This window comes from Lacrimispora sphenoides, assembly GCF_900105215.1.
Taxonomy (GTDB): Bacteria; Bacillota; Clostridia; order Lachnospirales; family Lachnospiraceae; genus Lacrimispora; species Lacrimispora sphenoides_A.
In genome coordinates, this window is sequence record NZ_FOIP01000001.1 from 872,456 (window position 1) to 891,367 (window position 18,912).

Here is an 18,912-nt window from a genome sequence, read left to right on the forward strand (position 1 = left end):
CCTTAAAAATAATAGAATTAAAGATTGAATTAAAGAAAAGAATTAAAGAAAAGAATTAAAAAGTAGAATTAAGCTAGAAATTAAATAAAAATGAAAACAGTAATTAAAATAGAAATCGAAAACAGTAATTGAAAACAGTAATTTGAAACTGAAATTAAGAACAGAAAGACAGAAATTAAAAACAGAATTACAGAATTTAAAAACAGAAATTTAAAAAAATAAAAGATCATAAGATAGACGCCTCGCACAAAGCCTGTCTACCCAAAAAATTTACGCAAGTGGCAGGCCGAACAAACATGCATACATATTCCCCCGGCAGCCACTGCAATAAAGAGAAAAACACGCATAGCATCTTTCTCTCATTTAATTTAACTTACTGATTTCGCAGATCCGGTCCTTTAATCCCGAATATCTCCTCTGCTCCATTTCATTATTCACCATATCTCCGAAAATTTCCGGCATTCCCACCAGGCAGACACAAGATTTAGCACGGGTCACTGCGGTGTAAATCAGATTCCTGGTCATCAACATCCTTGGACCGGAAAAAACGGGAATGACCACTGCCGGGTATTCGCTTCCCTGAGACTTGTGAATGGTAATGGCATAGGCAAGCTCCAGTTCCTCCAGCTGCTTAAAGCTGTAGTCCACCATGCGCCCTTCGTCGAATTCCACGGTTACCAGCTCTGCAAAGGCATTGATTTCCCGGACAATTCCCATATCCCCATTGTAAACGCCGGTACCCTTGTCCATGGGAATCCCGTATTTGTTGCGGACCTCCCACTCAATGTTATAATTATTCTTGATCTGCATGACCTTATCACCTACCCGGTAAGTGACTCCGGCCGTTTCCTTTTCAGCTTTTCCATCTCCTGGGGGATTTAAATATTCCTGTAAAATGGTATTTAACCGTTCCACACCGATGGCACCTTTTCTCATTGGCGTCATGATCTGAATATCATAGGTCTTAGCATGAACATAACCGGGCAGTTTGTCCTGAACCAAGGTGATCATGGCATTGATGATCGCATTGGGGGCCTCTCTCTTTATGAAGAGAAAATCATTGCTCTTTTTCCCCAACGGGACCTGCTCTCCCCTGTTGATCTTATGGGCATTGACCACAATATCGCTTTGGGTTGCCTGACGGAAAATCTTAGTGAGCATAACTACGTTAAAGCTTCCGGAATCAATCATATCCCGAAGTACGTTACCAGGGCCAACGCTGGGGAGCTGATTTACATCTCCTACAAGGATCAGCCTTGTCCCCGGATTAATTGCCTTTAGCAGAGACTGCATCAAATGGATATCCACCATGGAGGTCTCATCAATGATCACCGCGTCGGCATCCAGAGGATTTTCCTCATTTCTTTCAAAATGCATCCCCAGAGACCGGTCATCTCCCGGGACCCCAGTCAGCTCCAGGAGCCGGTGGATGGTCCTCGCCTCATATCCAGTGGCTTCCGTCATCCTCTTTGCAGCCCTGCCGGTAGGAGCCGCAAGGAGAATTTCCATCTCCTGGCTTTCAAAGAACCGTATGATGGTGTTGATGGTAGTCGTCTTACCTGTACCCGGACCACCGGTGATGATAAGAAGTCCGCTGTTTACTGCTTCCACCACTGCCTGAACCTGTTTTTCGTCCAGCTCAATCTGCTCTTCCTTTTGAAGCTTAAGAAGCTGGGTCTGGATCTCCTCTTCTGGCATCCGCCCCCTGATATTTAAGTCATGAAGCATCTTTGCCACATTTAGTTCCATGTAATAATATAGGGAAGCGTAAACAATCCGTTTTCCTTCCAACTCCCGGATGACAAGCCGTTTATCCAGCTGCATATCCATCAGATGCTTTTCTATAAAAGAAGGCTCTATTTTAAGAAGCTCCGAGGCCTGGGACAAAAGATCTTCCTCTGGCAGATAGGTATGACCGTTTGCCGTAGCCTGTAAGAGGATGTACAACACGCCGCATTTGATGCGGAAATCCGAATCCGTGAAAATTCCTGCTTTTCTGGCAATTTCATCTGCCATTTTGAATCCTACACCAGGAATATCATCCGCCAGCTGGTAAGGGTTTTCCTTTAACACACTGTAAAGCCTGGGACCATACTCTTGATAGATCTTTACCGCCAGATTCATGGTAATTCCATACTCCTGAAGGAACATCATGGCCTGGCGCATCTCCTTTTTCTCCTCTACCTGCTGAGAGATAGACATCGCCATCTTTTCGCTGACTCCCTTTACTTCGGAAAGCCGTTCCGGCTCCTCTTCCATGATACGGAATGTATCAGCTTTAAAGCGGCGGACGATCCGGGAGGCCAGAGCTGCTCCGATACCCTTGATGGCTCCTGATCCCAGGTACCGTTCCATAGCCGCGGTATCCTCCGGGGCCTTGATCTCATAGCTCTCTACGGTCATCTGCTCTCCATAAACCGGATGCTCAGTCATGGAGCCTACAGCTTCAATCATTTCTCCTTCGCTTATGTAATGGAAACTTCCCACAAGGGTATACTCTTCACCAGCCTCCACGAGACTTAGTACCGTGTAGCCGTTGTCCTCGTTCCTGTATTTAATTTTCTCTACAAATCCGCAGACTGTTGCCATGGCTCCTCCCGTAGACGATAAGAAACTCGCTTTGCGGGTTTCTTATCGTTATCGCGTCATTCGCCGAATGAAGATGCAAGCATCTTCTCCCGACTCGTTGTACGCACAAATACAAGCGGACTGCCGCAAAACCAGCCCCACCGGAATCTTGCGATGCCGCCAGGGTCGTTCTAAAGCAGTCCTGTCAACCATAGGCAGGACCGATATCTCTATCAGCCTGTCTTTTGGTTAAAATTCTGTTTTATTATTTCCGCCATGCATGTATTCAATGAATTTACCTGTTCCAATGGCTACTGCAGTCAGCGGATCCTCTGCGATCATGGTGTTGATACCCGTCTTTTCTTCGATCAGGGCATCCAGACCACTTAAGAGAGAGCCGCCTCCGGTAAGCACAATCCCCCGGTCAAAAATATCGGCTGCCAGTTCAGGTGGAGTACGCTCCAGTACGTTGTGAACCGCGTCTACGATCTGCATGGCCGGTTCTTTTAAGGCATCCAAAGTCTCGTCCGAAGTGACCACAATAGTTTTTGGCAGACCAGTAACAAGGTTACGCCCGCGAACCTCCATGGTTAAGACCTCCGGTCTTCTGTATGCGGCACCGATGTTAATCTTGATTTCCTCAGCCGTTCTCTCACCGATCAAAAGGTTATGTTTTTTGCGCATGTAACGGACAAGGGCTTCATCAAAATCATCTCCTGCAATCTTTATGGAGGTGCTCACTACCGTACCTCCAAGAGAAATAACTGCAATATCAGAGGTTCCTCCGCCTATATCAACGATCATATTGCCGCAGGCCTTTGCAATGTCGATTCCAGCACCAATCGCTGCTGCAACCGGCTCCTCTATGATTGCTACCTCTCTGGCCCCTGCCTGATAGGTGGCATCCTCTACCGCTTTTTTCTCCACCTCAGTGGCTCCGCTTGGAATGCACACACTGATTCTTGGTTTTCTCAGCGTTCTTTTACCAACCGCCTTGTTGATAAAGTATTTAAGCATCTTTTCTGTTACGGTATAATCAGAAATAACTCCTTGACGAAGAGGCCTTACTGCAACAATGTTGCCTGGCGTTCTTCCGATCATCAGTCTGGCTTCCTCTCCAATTGCTTTGATTTTATTAGTATCACGGTCAATGGCTACAACGGAAGGTTCCTTTAATACAACTCCCTTTCCCTTAATATAGACCAGTATGCTTGCTGTACCTAAATCAATTCCAATATCATTGGACATCATCATTATGATTCCTCCTGTTCGCTGAATCCTGTTCCCAGGGTTACTTTTATCTTCAAAATTATGCCTAATTCGTAAATGAAGTCACAGTCTCTATCTTATTATATACAATAACCCTAGGATTTTAAAGGTTTTTTTTAATTTTTATTATGTTTATTTTTTTTTAATATATGGTACACATTTTAGTCACATTTTCTACGTATAATAGTATTACGTTATCTGAAAGGATAACGGGCCTTTTGTTTCAAGTAACTTACTTGAAATCACAAAGCTTTTTCATACTCATACCGGACGGCGAGAGCCGTCCGGCCCCCCTAAAGAATTCATTTACCCGCTTCTTACTGGAAGCGGTTTTTTTATTTTAATTACGTTCCAATAGCTTCGATTTATTTTGGTTAGATTTATTTTGGTTAGGTTCTTTTTAGTTAGATTCTTTTTAACTCATCTGAGCCGAGAAACATTCTGCGAGGCCTAAGCGCATCTATATCTGTCAAAGTTCTGAAAATTTAGATTTTATCTTCGCATCTTACGGCATCATCAAGGACTGATAAACTTTCTAAAAAGTCAAAAGAGGACACCATCCAGTATCCTCTCCTACTGTCATTCTTCTCATTCAATCCAAATAATAATATGTTCCATCTAGCCCAACTTTTTTTCTTTATCAGGATAATATTAAGATAATTTAAGCGCCCATTCCCTGCAGTCCAGCACTCTCGTAGCAATTCCATCGTAGAATTCCGGTTCATGGCATATCAGGAGAATACTTCCCTTATACTCCTTTAAAGCTCTCTTAAGTTCTTCCTTTGCCTCCATATCCAGATGGTTGGTAGGCTCATCCAAAAGAAGTACATTGGTTTCCCGGTTAATGAGCTTGCATAATCTTACCTTTGCCTGCTCTCCGCCGCTAAGCACCCGCACCTGACTCTCAATGTGCTTAGTAGTCAGGCCGCATTTGGCAAGAGCCGACCGGACCTGGTACTGGGTATAGGAAGGAAACTCTTTCCAGATCTCTTCGATGCAGGTGGTGGTATTACCGGGAGTCATCTCCTGTTCAAAGTATCCAATGGAAAGGTAATCTCCAAGCTCCACACTTCCACCTAAGGACGGTATAAGCCCCAGAATGCTCTTTAACAGAGTGGTCTTTCCAATACCGTTTGCACCTACCAGCACCACCTTTTCCCCGCGCTCCATGGAAAGATTTAAAGGGCTTGACAAAGGCTCCTCATAACCTATAACCATATCCGTAGTCTCAATGATATATTTTCCGGCTGTACGGGCTTCCATAAAATGAAACTCCGGCTTTGGCTTATCTTTTGAAAGCTCAATGACATCCATCTTATCCAGCTTTTTTTGTCTGGACATGGCCATGTTCCTGGTGGACACCCGGGCCTTATTACGGGCTACAAAATCCTCCAGCTCCGAAATCTCCTGCTGCTGCCGCTTATAAGCCGCTTCTAATTGCGCCCGTTTCACCGCATACACTTCCTGAAACTTTTCATAGTCGCCCACATAACGATCCAGGTTTTGGTTCTCCATATTATAGATGATATTTACCACGCTGTTTAAGAATGGGATATCATGGGATATCAGGATAAATGCATTTTCATACTCCTGAAGATACCGTTTCAGCCATTCAATATGCTGTACGTCCAGATAATTCGTAGGCTCATCAAGGAGTAGGATATCCGGCTTCTCAAGTAAAAGCTTTCCTAAAAGAGTTTTAGTCCTCTGGCCTCCGCTTAATTCCGTCACGTCCTTATCCAGGCCCATGTCGCTTAATCCCAAGGCCCTGGCCACTTCCTCCACCTTTGAATCAATAATATAAAAGTCATGGGCCATGAGAAGGTCCTGAATGGTTCCAAGTTCCTCCATCATGGAGGCCATGGTTTCCTCATCTGCCTCTCCCATTTTGTCACAGATTTCATTCATCTGTTCTTCCATCTGAAACAGGAACGCAAAAGCGCCTTTTAATACATCCCGGATGGTCATCCCCTTATCCAGCACCGTATGCTGGTCCAGATAACCAACGCGGACCCGTTTCGCCCACTCCACCTTACCTTCATCCGGCTGTAATGTTCCGGTTATTATATTCATAAATGTGGATTTACCTTCCCCGTTGGCTCCGATCAGGCCGATATGCTCTCCCTTTAAAAGACGGAAGGATACATCCTGAAAGATGGCACGGTCCCCGAATCCATGGGTCAGATGTTCTACGTTTAATATGCTCATTGAAAAACTCCTTTATTATTACGGTTTACTTTGGCTTTTCGCCGGTTTTTCACTATTCTAAATACGAAACATCATAATTCTACATGACAGAAGCAATTAAGGCAAGCAAAGGTTGCAAAAAGAGTCAAAAACGTTTATGATAAACCCAAAAGAATTTTCCATGGAAGGGTTAAGTTTATGTATTTATATACTTGGTATCAATGGCTGCTGTTTTTCTTCATCTATTGCTTTATTGGCTGGATTATCGAATCCACTTATGTTTCCGTAAGAAGCCTTCATTTTGTAAACCGCGGTTTTCTCAGACTTCCCCTTCTTCCTCTCTACGGAAGCGGGGCTATTATCATGCTGTGGCTGTCCATTCCTGTCCAGGGCAACTTATTCCTGGTGTTTCTCTTTGGCATGCTGGGTGCCTCCGCTCTGGAATACGTAACCGGATATGTCATGGAGCGCCTGTTTAAGATGAAATATTGGGATTACAGCAACAATCCTTTTAATTTAAACGGTTATGTCTGTCTTCCCAACTCTATTGCCTGGGGATTTCTTACTCTTTTGCTGACGGAAGTTATTCACCGTCCCTTAGAATGGCTGGTCCTTCGCTTAAACGGGACAGCATCCATCAGCCTTGTGATTTTGGTTGGCATCCTTTTTGTCACTGATGCCATACGCTCCACCAAGGAAGCCTTAGACCTTGGCCGCATCCTGGAAACCATGACAAAGCTAAAGTCCGAGTTGGATGAGGTACAGGTGCAGATGGCCTTGTTAAAGGCAGAAACCGCCCAAAAGGTATCCGACATAAAAACCGAGACTATTATGAAGGCTGCCAGTTTAAAGGGAGAAACCATGGGAAAAATTTCCTCTTTGAAGGCTGAAACTGCCAGTGTTTTAAAAGAATCCGCCTTAATGGAACGCCTTCAGTCACTAACGGAAACCAAAGAGAAATTGACCGGACGACTGACCTCTTATCGAAAGGGAATCCTTCGCCGGAACCCTACCGCTTCATCCCGGCTGTTCGGTGAGGCCTTAAGGGAATTAAAAGAATATTCCAAAAAATATAAAAAATCATAATCTAAAAATCGAAGATAAAGACGGAGCCGGCTAAAAGCCAGGCTCCGTCTTTATTCTGTCAAAATCCTACATCATCTTATCTACCATAGCCATAACAGCCTCTCCAAGCTTTGCAGACCGCTCATCCGCATCCACCATAGAATCACCCTTAACGCCATAGTAAAATTTAATCTTGGGTTCCGTTCCCGAAGGCCTTACACACAGCCATGCATCCTCAGTCAGATCGTAATAAAGTACATCCGACTGGGGAAGTCCGGTTGGTCTGGTTTCTCCGGTATTCATATCCTTAACGGTATCAAGCTTATAATCCCTGGCAGAAAGAACGTGATATCCGCCAACTTCTGTTGGCGTTTCCCTGCGCATGGTCTCCATGATTGCCCGGATCTTTTCCTGTCCCTCAATGCCTTTTAAGCCGATGGCCTTCACCGCATCTTTATAATAGCCATATTTTTCATACATGGCAATCATGGCATCCCACAGGGTCATGCCCTTTGTCTTATAATAGGCTGCAGCCTCACACAAAGCGACCGTAGCGGAAATGGCATCTTTATCACGGGCATAGGTTCCGATCAGACAACCATAGCTTTCCTCCAGGCCAAACATGTAGGTTCCGTATCCGGTAGCTTCTTCCTTTAAAATCTGCTGGCCGATGTATTTAAAACCGGTTAAAACCTCAATAAGCTCACAGCTGTAAGCCTTCGCTACCGCATCCACCAGATTGGTGGTAACAATGGATTTGACTACCTGTCCATCTGCTGGGATCGCTCCTCTTTCCTTCTTCTGGCTAAGTACATACTCGCACAGAAGAGAACCGGACATGTTGCCGGTCAAGGGGATGTACCCGCCGGATTTCTCATCCTTTACATACACCCCAAGACGGTCAGCATCCGGGTCGGTTGCCAGAACCAGATCCGCATCCTTTTCCTTTGCAAGGGCAAGGCCTAGTAAAAAGGCTTCCTCTGCCTCCGGATTGGGGTAGCTGACCGTGGGGAAGTCACCATCTGGCAGCTCCTGTTCAGGAACCACATACACATGGGTAAAGCCGATTTCCTTTAACGCTCTTCTTGCTGGAAGATTGCCTGTACCATGAAGAGGAGAATAGACAATTTTAATATCATTCTGCATCTGATCAATGGCATCCTGGTTTACTACCTGAGCCTTTACGTGAGCAATATATTTATCATCCAGATCAGTTCCGATGATTTCATATTTTCCTGATTCCTTTGCAGCTTCCACAGTCGTCGTCTTAACCGTTGAAATATCCGTGATATTCAGGACTTCTGCAGTCACCCCTTTGTCATGAGGAGGAGTAAACTGAGCGCCATCCTCCCAGTATACCTTGTATCCATTATATTCCGGTGGGTTGTGGCTGGCCGTAATGTTGATACCGGCAATACAGCCTAACTCCCTTACAGCAAAAGAAAGCTCCGGTGTTGGACGCAATGATTCGAATTTATAGGCTTTGATCCCATTGGCTGCCAGCGTAAGTGCAGCTTCCTCTGCAAACTCCGGAGACATGTGCCTGGAGTCATATGCAATGGCCGCACCCTTATCGGCGCCGCCCTGGTTTATTATATAATTAGCAAGACCCTGGGTCGCTTTTCTTACTACATAGATATTCATCCGGTTGATTCCAGCGCCGATGATGCCTCTTAAGCCGGCGGTGCCAAATTCCAAATCCTGATAGAACCGCTCCTTAATCTCATTCTCATCGTCACCGATCCCCCGGAGTTCTTCCTTTGTCGCCTCGTCAAAATATGGATTTAAAAGCCATTCCTCATATATACTCCTGTAATCTTTCATAAGCAAAATACTCCTTTCCCTCCTTCACTGTTATGGATATTATAAATCATAACATGGTAAAAGAAAAGTGTATTTCCATTATTTTGTATCCAAACTGAATCAAGGGGAGTTTCATTCAATTTTGAATTCTTGACAGGAAAAGATTCCGCAGGGGCTGCTGAATCTCTAAATCCTTTAGCTTTTCAATATTCCGTGCGGGAATCCAGGCTTTATTGGCATTATAATAAAAGTTAATCTGCTTCCAGTATTTTTCAGGATATAAAAATAAATAGTATAAGCATATCCTGTCTGCATCCGAAAGAGGTAGAACCTTAGTATAAGTTTCCAGCATGGCCATACCAAGCTTCAAATTCCAGTCATGCTTTTCCATGGCTTTCCGCATGAAATGATACAGGTCCTCCATCTGCATGCCCTTATGCATGCGATTGAATTCCACGATGGCCACATCATGAAAACACATCAGGACGTGGTGCTGGTTTAAGTCCCCATGACACAAATACTCCTCACTGTCCCTCCGGTTTTCATAAAAGCCTGCCATCCCCTTACAGGCTTCCATGGCCTGTTCGAAAAATATATCATAATTCCCCATGACACATAATTCAAACTCAGACTTTTTTCGTTTATTCCGGATGAACGTGCGGGCGCGTACCAGCTCCCTGTTATGGCGTTCCATTTCCTCAGCCGGCTGCTGTACCAAAATGGACCCTAAATTCCATTCCTCTTTAAAATCAATCCGCCGCAGCACTTTATGTAAAGAAGCAATTTGTTCGATGGCACATAATACCTCTTTGCTATCCTTCAAATTGCATTCCCGATCCGCATACCAGTCTTTTACAATCCACCGGGAACCATCCTCGGCACTGGAGAGGAGTTCACCTTCTTTATTCCTGACGTAACGGTCCACTTTCAAGCGGCAGGATTCTTTCATCTGTGAAAATACCTGATCTTCAAATTCCAGGCGCTTTAAGGTTCCTTTATATTCCCGAAGCAGTTTAAGCCCCTGATTCGACTCACACAGCCAGGCGCCCCGGCCGCGTTTCACATCCAGAATTTCAAGCTCATACTGCGAAAGCACCTCTGTGTATTTCTCGTTCACAACCACCCCTCCAACTCTTAGCTTATCAGCTACTTCTAGGGTATGAAGAGGTAGAAAAAAATATGCAAAATACGGTAGAAAGTTATACGTGCCTTAGACTTGTTCCTTAATAAATTGTTCTGCTGATTTCATCAAATATTCCCTGTAATTGCATTCCGGCTTTTCAAGGACCAGCTGGAACAAACGGTTAAGCACCGTTCCCATCTCAGGCCCCGGCTTCATGCCTGCATCGATCAATTCCCTGCCGGTAACGGCCATGTCCTTCAGGCGGATACAATCCCCAGCCTTTAAGATTTCCTCCGAATACTGCTCCACCATTTTTAACCTTGTTTTATAGGATGCATGGCAGAATACCTTCTGAAAGTACAGCAGGTCCTTAAAAAGCTCGGGGGAAAGGGTGCTCATAACCTGCCGGATAACCGGCTTATGAGCCGGGATCTCCGTTTTCCATAGACTGACCAGGGTCTTTGTCTGATAGATGGTATCATTATCAAGCTTCAGTTCCTTAAGGATCCTTACTGCATCCTCAGGTTCCTCAAGCCTTAAAAAACCGGTCCAGCGCATGTGCTTTTCAGGTGGCAGTTCGGTAAGCCTCTCTGCGTCAAAAAGCTTCCTTCCCGCATCTTCAAAATGCTCTGAAATATAAGGGCCAATCCCGTTTTCATATACATCCTTAAGCCTACCGGGATGATCGGAAAGGAGGAGCTTTGTAAGCTCCACCTGGATCCGTTCCTTGCTGACCTTAGCCATGTTGGGGGCTATAACAGAAATTGCCGCCCTTGTCTTAGCTTCCATGTCAAAACCCAGCTGGGCAGAAAAACGGATGGCCCTAAGTATCCTTAAGGCATCTTCGTTAAACCTGTCAAGAGGGTTTCCCACGCAGCGGATGACCCGGCCCTCCAAATCCTTTACACCGTCAAATGCATCCACTAACCCCTCACGGTCGCTGTAAGCCATGGCATTGATGGTAAAATCCCGGCGTTTCAAATCCTCCAGCAGGTTTCCCGTAAATTCCACGGATTTGGGGTGGCGTCCATCCTCATACTCCCCGTCTATGCGGTATGTGGTCACTTCATAACCTTCATGGTCAATAAGTACCGTAACCGTACCGTGCTGGATTCCCGTATCAACCGTTCTATTAAAAATTTCCTTTACCTGTTCCGGCTTTGCTGAGGTTGTGATATCCCAGTCTTCCGGCGACCGGCCTAACAGGCTGTCTCTCACGCAGCCTCCCACCACATAGGCTTCAAAGCCGCTGGTATTCAGTTGTTCTATGATATTCCTCGCCGCCTCCGGAACCTGAATCTTTATCACCTTTTTTACCTCCTGATTTTCCTATCCTGCCGTTATTAATACGCTCTGCCCCAGTAAACCATCTTACCTGCAGGTTTTCCGCAGCATACACAGGTATCGGCAAGCGTTTCCTGCTTAAATGGCATACAGCGGGATGTTGCTCCTGTAATCTCCTTGATCTTATCCTCACATTCCTGGGAGCCGCACCACATGGCCTTTACAAAGCCCGGTTTTTCCTCCACAGTTTTAACAAAGGTATCCATATCCGTTGCCTCGTAGGTATGAACATCCCGGTGAATTCTGGCGCGTTCCAGCATATCCTTTTGGATTGTGTCCAGAAGCTCTCCTACCTTATTATTTATCTCATCTAAGGATACGGTAATCTTCTCATGGGTGTCACGGCGTACCAAAACCGCCTGGTTCTCTGAAATATCTCTTGGACCGATTTCCACTCGAACCGGAATACCACGCATCTCTGATTCGCTGAATTTCCAGCCCGGGCTCTTATCGGAATCGTCAACTTTTACTTTATAATTAGAAAGAACTTCTTTTAACTCATAAGCTTTATCGAGAACGCCCTCCTTCTGCTGCTGAACCGGAACGATGATCACCTGGATCGGAGCAATTCTGGGAGGAAGCACAAGGCCGCTGTCATCACCATGGACCATGATGATACCACCGATAAGTCTGGTGCTCAATCCCCATGAAGTCTGATGAACATACTGAAGTTTATTTTCCTTATCTGAATACTGAATATCAAAAGCTTTTGCAAACCCATCTCCAAAGTTATGGCTGGTTCCTGACTGAAGCGCCTTTCCATCGTGCATCAGGGCTTCGATGGTATAGGTTGCCTCTGCTCCGGCAAATTTTTCCTTATCAGTCTTTTGACCGCGTATAACAGGCATTGCAAGGATTTCTTCACAGAAATTTGCGTATATATTAAGCATCTGCTCCGTTCTTTCCTGCGCTTCATTGGCAGTCGCATGAGCCGTATGGCCTTCCTGCCATAGAAATTCTCTGGAGCGTAAGAACGGTCTGGTGGTCTTTTCCCAGCGCACCACGGAACACCACTGATTATAAAGCTTCGGTAAGTCACGGTAGGACTGGATTTCTCTGGAATAAAAATCACAGAAAAGGGTTTCGGAGGTAGGTCTGACACAAAGCCTTTCCTGCAGCGGCTCCAAACCTCCGTGGGTTACCCAGGCCACCTCAGGAGCGAATCCTTCTACATGGTCCTTTTCCTTTTCAAGAAGGCTTTCCGGAATAAACATAGGCATGTAAACATTTTCCACCCCTACTTCCTTAAACCTTCTGTCAAGCTCGCTCTGAATGTTTTCCCAGATGGCATACCCTGCCGGTTTGATGACCATGCAGCCCTTTACGCTGGAGTAATCAATTAACTCTGCTTTCTTTACAACATCCGTATACCACTGCGCAAAATCCACCTCCATGGATGTAATCGCTTCTACTAATTTCTTTTCCTTTGCCATAACAATTCTCCTTTCCTATCCTCATAAAAATAAAAAGAGCCATCCGTTCCCTAAAAAGGGACCGAACAGCTCGGCGGTGCCACCCAATTTAGCCATGGACAATGCCATGACTCACTTTTTTATCCGTTAACGCAGGAACTGCGCCGCAGTTTGCTGCGGGACTCCGAGGTAGGTTGGGTTATGAGAGGTATAAAGGCCTTTCAGCAAACGGCCTTCTCTCTGGGATACATCATCACCTACTGGTCCTCTTCAACGTCTTAGTTCTTCATTATAATAAAAGATTGTATGGTTGATTTTACGTTATTTGCAAATGTTTGTCAAGTGGGTCCAGACTTGTCTGCCAAAGTATTTCATTCATTCCTCCGGATCCAGCCTTTCCTTTCCATCATGACAGCACCAGCACTCATATACCTCCACAATATCTTCCACAATCAATAAACCGATAGGGCCAAGAATAAATCCCAAAAGCCCGAAGAGCTGAAGTCCTACATACATGGAAGCAAGGGTCTCCAAAGGCGTAAGACCAACTTGTCCTCCCATGATTTTAGCTTCCATGATCTCTCTTAGGAAATAGCAGATCACATATATGATGATCAGTCCGATTCCGTACTTCCAGTTTTTATTTATCATGGAAAACAGGGCCCAGGGAATGAGCACCGTCCCGGTCCCGAAAATCGGAAGCGCATCCAATAGCCCGATCCCGATCCCGAATAATATAAAGTAGGGATTTCCCAGCAAAAACAGTCCTGACGAACAAACCACCATGGTAAACATCATGATAGCCCCCTGAGTCTTTAACCAGGCACTTCCCACCGTTGTAAGCCGTCTTCCCAGCATGGCATATTCAAAGCGGAATATGGAATTGTCCCGTCTTTCCCGGATCTCATCCATTTCCTGAAGGGACAGGACCGTGGCAATAAGCAGTATGATGATAATAACGGTTGCCTGAACGATCCATTTCATAATGGTCATGGAGTTCACCATGAGAAAAGGCATAATCCTGCTTTTAATGGCAGTCTGCCCACCTGTGATAATATCCCTTACTATTTCTACTGCATATCCGTCAGGCAGCTTTAAAAAACGTTCTGCAAAGGAACAGTTATCCATGAGCCAAAGATCCACGCCTTCCAGGATTGCAGGAAGACTTTGAAGCAAAAGCCTGGCTTCCATAAGCAGCTTTCTTCCACCCACGTAAAGAAGAATCCCAAAAGCGATCATAAGAAGTATGATCTCTACTCCGCCAATAACCGCCAGGGGAATGGAAATCACCTTCCCCTTTACAATGAAGCGGGTCTTTTTCTCAACCCAAAGAGCAGAGGGCCGTAGGGAAAGGGCAAATACATAAGCAATCAAAAAGGGAATCACAAGGGGCAGCAGATATCGAAAACACAGATACACTGCCCCTGTAACTCCCAATATTAATAATGTTTTCTTCAGTTTCCTGCTCGGTTTCACCATGGACTCACCTGTTTCTGATTTGTACTTCTTTTGTACAATCACTATTATGAGCCGTCTGGTAAGAAAATATGCGAAATCTGATTAGTAAAAAATTCCTTCTTTATACAATTCCCGATAATGAAAACATCTCAAAGACTTCTCCCTTTGGTTTCACTGAAAAGCCCAGCCTTTTCTTTGTGACTGGATGGGAAAACGATAAGCTGTAAGCAAATAACGCCACGTTACCGACGGCAGTATTCTTTTGAACCATGGGATTATACTTCCGGTCGCCCCACAGGGGTGTGCCGTGTCCCGCCATCTGTACCCGGATCTGATGATGACGGCCGGTTTTTAATGTGATCTTTGTCAGGCAGCACTCTTCACTCCCGATGTTCTTGTTTTCCACAACCTGATAATGGAGCTCTGCGAGTTTTGCACCTTTTATCCCCTTATCCACAATTTTAGAACAATTGGTTTTACCGTCCTTCCACAAATAATCCACGTAAGCACCAAAGTTTTCCACAGGTTTTCCACAAACCACTGCATAATAAATTTTCTCCATTTGATGCTTAGAAACCTGACTGCTTAAGGACTCTGCAGCTCCTTTGGTCTTTGCATACACCATGACGCCTCCAACCGGCTTATCCAGCCTGTGGATAACTCCCACATAAGGCTCCCCTTGCTTTGGGGATAACGTGTTGATATGTTTCTTCACCTCACTGACCATATCCGGTTCAAAGGACCTTGCAGTTTGGGATTCAATTCCCACTGGTTTTTCTACCACCAGTATCTCTTCATCTTCGTACAGTATGTTAAGATCCATGTCTATGTCTTACTCCTCTTTCTTCCATGCAGCCATCATAGCTTCCACAGACCGGCTCATCTCTGCACTGAAATCAGAATTCCATTTGCGTTTGCAAAAAGCCTTTATCCATCGCTCAAAGTCCTCTTCCCTGCCCTGGGTCTTTTTAAGCTCCAGGGAAAATTCCTCCGGGCTTAAACGGCGGTAGGAATTCGTGGACACCACAGCCTCAGGCTTAAGCCGCTCCGGTTTTTCTCTCTCCTGCTGCTGCCTGGAGGGATATCCAAAGACCACCATAGCCGCCGGAACCGCATACTTTGGAAGGCCGAACAAATCCCTGTGGGTTTCATACTGCTCCATAATATCGCCAATGTAACAGGAGCCAATGCCCATGGATTCTGCCGCCACAACCGCATTCTGAGCGGCTATAAGGGCATCATCACAAGCCAGTAAAAGATCTCCAAGTCCAGGATGGCGGACCTCTTCTTCATAGTGACAGAACAGCTCGTACCACCTCTGATAATCTGCTACAAAAACCAGCACCAGAGGTGCCTTTGCAATAAATGGCTGGTTGTCACAGGTTACTGCCAGAGTTTCCTTTCGCTCCTGATCCGTCACATCAATAATGGAATACAGGGTCATGTTTCCTGCCGTAGGTGCCTGTAGGGCCGCCTCTATAATAGCCGCTTTTTTCTCCGGCTCAATGGCCCGGTCCTCATATACACGGACAGATTTTCTTTCCATAAGTTCTTTTATCGTCTGATTCATAGGGCGGAATACCTTCCTTTTTATAATTTTCATTTTATCTATTCATTATATTTTATTGTTCCAATTATAGCAAATCCCTTTTTATAATTTTATCTTAAAAAAACTATTGCATTTTTCCCGCGCAAAGTGTATAGTATATAAAAATGCAATACATAGTATTGATTACTACGTTAAAAGTTTTTGTATTCTACAAGGAGGATTTCCATGGAAATTAAAATTAAAGATCCGGTCAGTGCCCTCACACATTTTATCGCCATGATACTGGCACTTATTGCCGCAACCCCACTGCTTATTAAGGCTTCTTCCGACGGGGGGCTCCATCTTGCCGCCTTAACGGTTTTTATCATCAGTATGGTTTTTCTTTACGCAGCCAGCACCATCTACCATACTCTTGATATCTCACCCAAAATCAACCGTCTGCTGAAAAAAATAGATCATATGATGATTTTCATCCTGATAGCAGGAACGTATACGCCAATCTGCCTGATCGTTCTGGGAGATAAGACCGGCTGGAGTCTGCTTGCTCTGGTTTGGGGCATTGCCATTTCAGGAATTATCATAAAAGCCTGTTTTATTATGTGCCCCAAATGGTTTTCGTCAAGTCTCTACATTGCCATGGGCTGGGTTTGCGTTCTGGCATTTTCAAAGATTACGGCTACCCTTTCTTCTGCCGGTTTTCTCTGGCTGCTTGCCGGAGGCATCATTTATACCATAGGCGGCATTATCTATGCTCTTAAGCTTCCTCTTTTTAACGCGAAGCATAAAAGCTTTGGATCCCATGAGATCTTTCACCTATTCGTCATGGGCGGAAGCTTATGCCATTATATTTTGATGTACCATTTTGTTGCATAATACCGGAAAAACCGTCAGTCCCGCATACTCGCGGCCTTGACGGTTTTTCTTATACAATTTCACCCATCAGTTTTAGCTTGTCCTTCCTGGTAAGTTTTTTAATGGCGGCTTCCCTCCGCATGGCTTCTTCTTTTGTAGAAAACTCCTCCCAGTAAGCCAGGACCACAGGTCTGCGGGCTTTTGTATATTTGGCCCCTTTTCCCTGGTTATGGGCTATTAAACGTTTTTCTAAGTGGTTTGTCCAGCCGCAATACAGGGTATCATCTGCACATCTTAAAATATAGGTATAGTTCATGTTCTTTCTTCTCCGGTATCAGGAAATTCAGGGTATGTAAACGGTAATAACGCCTTGCAATACGTCACTACCGTCCAGGGTAACCTGTCATCTATCTTAAGCACCAGCTGGATGCGTTTTGGCGCCATCGATGGTTGAAGCTATAGCTCAGCTATAGTATATTATATAACAGGGCAAGCTGATATGTGAATAGTAATCTATATCATACCCTTTTTTAAAAAAATCATTCAGAGGCATAATCAATTATGCCAGGCAAAAGCGATCCCTTCTGCCTGGCACTTTATTGAATAAAATTATGCCAATTCCTTCACAAGAATCAGCCGGTCACCCGGTCTTACGGATTTATCCGTCAATCCATTGGTCGCTATAATGGTATCAATGGTTGTATGGAACTTTTTAGCGATATTCCAGAGGGAATCCTCAGGCTGCACAATATATCCCACGATTCCGGGAAGCTTCTGCAAGTTGTTTAAATCCATGGGCGATTCCAATGCGTTTGTGATGATCTGCTCGCGGATCGGCTGCAAGGCCAGTAAGTCAAGGGAAATGGTCGCCTTTACTTCAACGGTTCCTCCACCCATCATAACCGCACTAAGCTGCTCTAAGCCCGGATTCAGCTGGCAGACCGTCTGCTCATTGATCCCCGGTGCCTCAATCAGGAAATGGAATGGAATATCTTCCACGGTTGACTGGATCGGCTGGTCATCGTCAGAAGTCATATAAAGGATCCGAACCTCTAAAACACCTTCCACATGAAGTCCGTCCTCTTTGATTTCGGTGTCATCGATTTTAACAGTGCCTTCACTGTGGCATATCTGGAGGATCCGGTCCGCCTGATCCAGGCTGAGCTTTTCTACCACCTTGCATCTGCTCATATTTTTCGTCAGGATCTTATCAAAAAGAGCTTCCTCCGTCTGCAGCGTCAATTCCCTGTTGGTGGAATATATATCGCTGAGCAGCTCCATATTCTCTTCCTTGTAAAGCTTCATATCCAGCTCAAGAACAGAATCCATATCCATTTCCCGCATCTCACCGTCTGAATCCGGTTTTGCCTCAATATCCTTATGGATTATGTGGACTGTAACCAAAGGAACCATATCCTCAGTCATATCCGGAACAGCCAGTTCCCCTGAAAACGGAATGCTCTCCTCTACCCACTGGATGGGCGCGCCTTCCCCTTCTCCCTGGTAAATAACAAAGACTAACAGTTCCCCGTCAAGCATCATCTTTCCATCCATGGGCCTTAAGGAAACGCCTCTTAACTTCATTTCGGTCCATAAAACGTGATCAATGTTTGGCTTGTTTCCTGAAAGAGTAACCGTATCCTTGATGCGGAACGTATCCTTGTGACGTAGAGCAATGGATGCAACATCCAGATTGCGGCGAAGGGTTTCCACCATTGGCACATCTGTTACCGGGCCTCCCGTGTCCACTTCCACAGCAGCGTTTATATCGCTGGCAGTTTCCACCTTCACCTTAAGTGATACGATCGACTTTACGCTCAGCTTCCTGGAATTAATGAGCCCAGCGTTTAAATCCTCAAGCTCCCACCCCAGCTGGACGTAATCCTTCTCCTCCAGTCCGGGGACATTGATGGGTTCCTCAAAGTTAATGCTTCCTGAAAGGGTCTGAAGCCCTCCATCCACTCCTCGGAAGAGATTCATAAAATCCAGCTTGCCCCGGACCACGACCCGTTCTGTCTGAACCTTTACGGAATCAATGGTAATATCGCCGGAACTTAAAATAATCTGATCCACATCATCCATACTGTCTGGGACGATGAAGTCATCATCAAGAGTAATCTGGGACGCGGCATATCCTTTCCAACGATTCATATGTATGTTTTTCTTCACCAGCTCCAACATAAAAAAGCACCTGCCTTACCTTCTTTATTCCTTTAAGAAAGTTTATGCAGGTGCATGTTTCATTATACTTTTTTTGTTATCATTCCTGGACTTCCTCAAAT

The 18,912-nt window shown here is 45.1% G+C and carries 14 protein-coding genes and 1 other annotated feature; of the genes, 2 read left to right on the forward strand and 12 right to left on the reverse strand.

Going from position 1 to position 18,912, the window contains the following annotated elements:
• Positions 1 to 363 precede the first annotated feature (363 nt).
• From recD2 to BMW45_RS03915, 3 genes are all read right to left on the reverse strand, one after another.
• Positions 364 to 2,589 carry an SF1B family DNA helicase RecD2 gene (gene recD2, locus BMW45_RS03905; RefSeq protein ID WP_092240697.1) on the reverse strand — a complete coding sequence of 742 codons (2,226 nt, stop codon included), beginning with the start codon at positions 2,587 to 2,589 and terminating at the stop codon, positions 364 to 366.
• A 228-nt stretch (positions 2,590 to 2,817) separates the two neighbouring features.
• The gene (mreB, locus tag BMW45_RS03910; protein ID WP_092240699.1) at positions 2,818 to 3,828 is read right to left on the reverse strand and encodes a rod shape-determining protein; all 1,011 of its coding nucleotides are present in this window, start codon (positions 3,826 to 3,828) and stop codon (positions 2,818 to 2,820) included.
• Positions 3,829 to 4,488: 660 nt separating this feature from the next.
• Positions 4,489 to 6,045, reverse strand: a complete 1,557-nt coding sequence (locus BMW45_RS03915) for an ABC-F family ATP-binding cassette domain-containing protein (protein ID WP_092240701.1) — start codon at positions 6,043 to 6,045, stop codon at positions 4,489 to 4,491.
• Positions 6,046 to 6,222: 177 nt separating this feature from the next.
• Between BMW45_RS03915 and BMW45_RS03920 the strand changes: the two genes are divergently transcribed.
• On the forward strand, positions 6,223 to 7,110 hold the full coding sequence (locus tag BMW45_RS03920) for a putative ABC transporter permease (RefSeq protein ID WP_092240703.1): 888 nt from the start codon (positions 6,223 to 6,225) through the stop codon (positions 7,108 to 7,110).
• 66 nt (positions 7,111 to 7,176) lie between these two features.
• Here the strand turns inward: BMW45_RS03920 and BMW45_RS03925 are convergent, their stop codons facing one another.
• From BMW45_RS03925 to BMW45_RS03955, 7 genes are all read right to left on the reverse strand, one after another.
• A complete protein-coding gene (locus BMW45_RS03925; RefSeq protein WP_092240705.1) occupies positions 7,177 to 8,913 on the reverse strand; it encodes a phospho-sugar mutase in 1,737 nt (578 codons plus the stop codon).
• A 115-nt stretch (positions 8,914 to 9,028) separates the two neighbouring features.
• Positions 9,029 to 10,009 (reverse strand): protein kinase family protein, encoded by a 981-nt coding sequence (locus BMW45_RS03930; RefSeq protein ID WP_092240707.1) that lies wholly within the window; start codon positions 10,007 to 10,009, stop codon positions 9,029 to 9,031.
• 93 nt (positions 10,010 to 10,102) lie between these two features.
• Positions 10,103 to 11,320 (reverse strand): CCA tRNA nucleotidyltransferase, encoded by a 1,218-nt coding sequence (locus tag BMW45_RS03935; RefSeq protein ID WP_092246146.1) that lies wholly within the window; start codon positions 11,318 to 11,320, stop codon positions 10,103 to 10,105.
• A 38-nt stretch (positions 11,321 to 11,358) separates the two neighbouring features.
• A complete protein-coding gene (proS, locus tag BMW45_RS03940) occupies positions 11,359 to 12,792 on the reverse strand; it encodes a proline--tRNA ligase (RefSeq protein WP_092240709.1) in 1,434 nt (477 codons plus the stop codon).
• A gap of 53 nt (positions 12,793 to 12,845) precedes the next feature.
• Positions 12,846 to 13,054 (reverse strand) — a binding site (T-box leader).
• Positions 13,055 to 13,146: 92 nt separating this feature from the next.
• Positions 13,147 to 14,250 (reverse strand): AI-2E family transporter, encoded by a 1,104-nt coding sequence (locus BMW45_RS03945; protein WP_092240711.1) that lies wholly within the window; start codon positions 14,248 to 14,250, stop codon positions 13,147 to 13,149.
• A gap of 100 nt (positions 14,251 to 14,350) precedes the next feature.
• The gene (locus BMW45_RS03950; RefSeq protein WP_092240713.1) at positions 14,351 to 15,052 is read right to left on the reverse strand and encodes an RluA family pseudouridine synthase; all 702 of its coding nucleotides are present in this window, start codon (positions 15,050 to 15,052) and stop codon (positions 14,351 to 14,353) included.
• Positions 15,053 to 15,061: 9 nt separating this feature from the next.
• On the reverse strand, positions 15,062 to 15,799 hold the full coding sequence (locus BMW45_RS03955; RefSeq protein WP_092240715.1) for a nitroreductase family protein: 738 nt from the start codon (positions 15,797 to 15,799) through the stop codon (positions 15,062 to 15,064).
• Between the two features lie 204 nt (positions 15,800 to 16,003).
• On the opposite strand from BMW45_RS03955, the gene trhA reads away from it, so the two are divergent.
• Complete coding sequence (gene trhA / locus BMW45_RS03960) at positions 16,004 to 16,651, forward strand: PAQR family membrane homeostasis protein TrhA (RefSeq protein WP_025231129.1); 648 nt, start codon at positions 16,004 to 16,006, stop codon at positions 16,649 to 16,651.
• Positions 16,652 to 16,700: 49 nt separating this feature from the next.
• Here the strand turns inward: trhA and BMW45_RS03965 are convergent, their stop codons facing one another.
• Both BMW45_RS03965 and BMW45_RS03970 read right to left on the reverse strand, forming a co-directional pair.
• Complete coding sequence (locus tag BMW45_RS03965) at positions 16,701 to 16,946, reverse strand: GIY-YIG nuclease family protein (protein ID WP_025231128.1); 246 nt, start codon at positions 16,944 to 16,946, stop codon at positions 16,701 to 16,703.
• A gap of 293 nt (positions 16,947 to 17,239) precedes the next feature.
• Positions 17,240 to 18,811 carry a DUF3794 and LysM peptidoglycan-binding domain-containing protein gene (locus BMW45_RS03970; protein WP_029701426.1) on the reverse strand — a complete coding sequence of 524 codons (1,572 nt, stop codon included), beginning with the start codon at positions 18,809 to 18,811 and terminating at the stop codon, positions 17,240 to 17,242.
• Between the last annotated feature and the right edge of the window lie 101 nt (positions 18,812 to 18,912).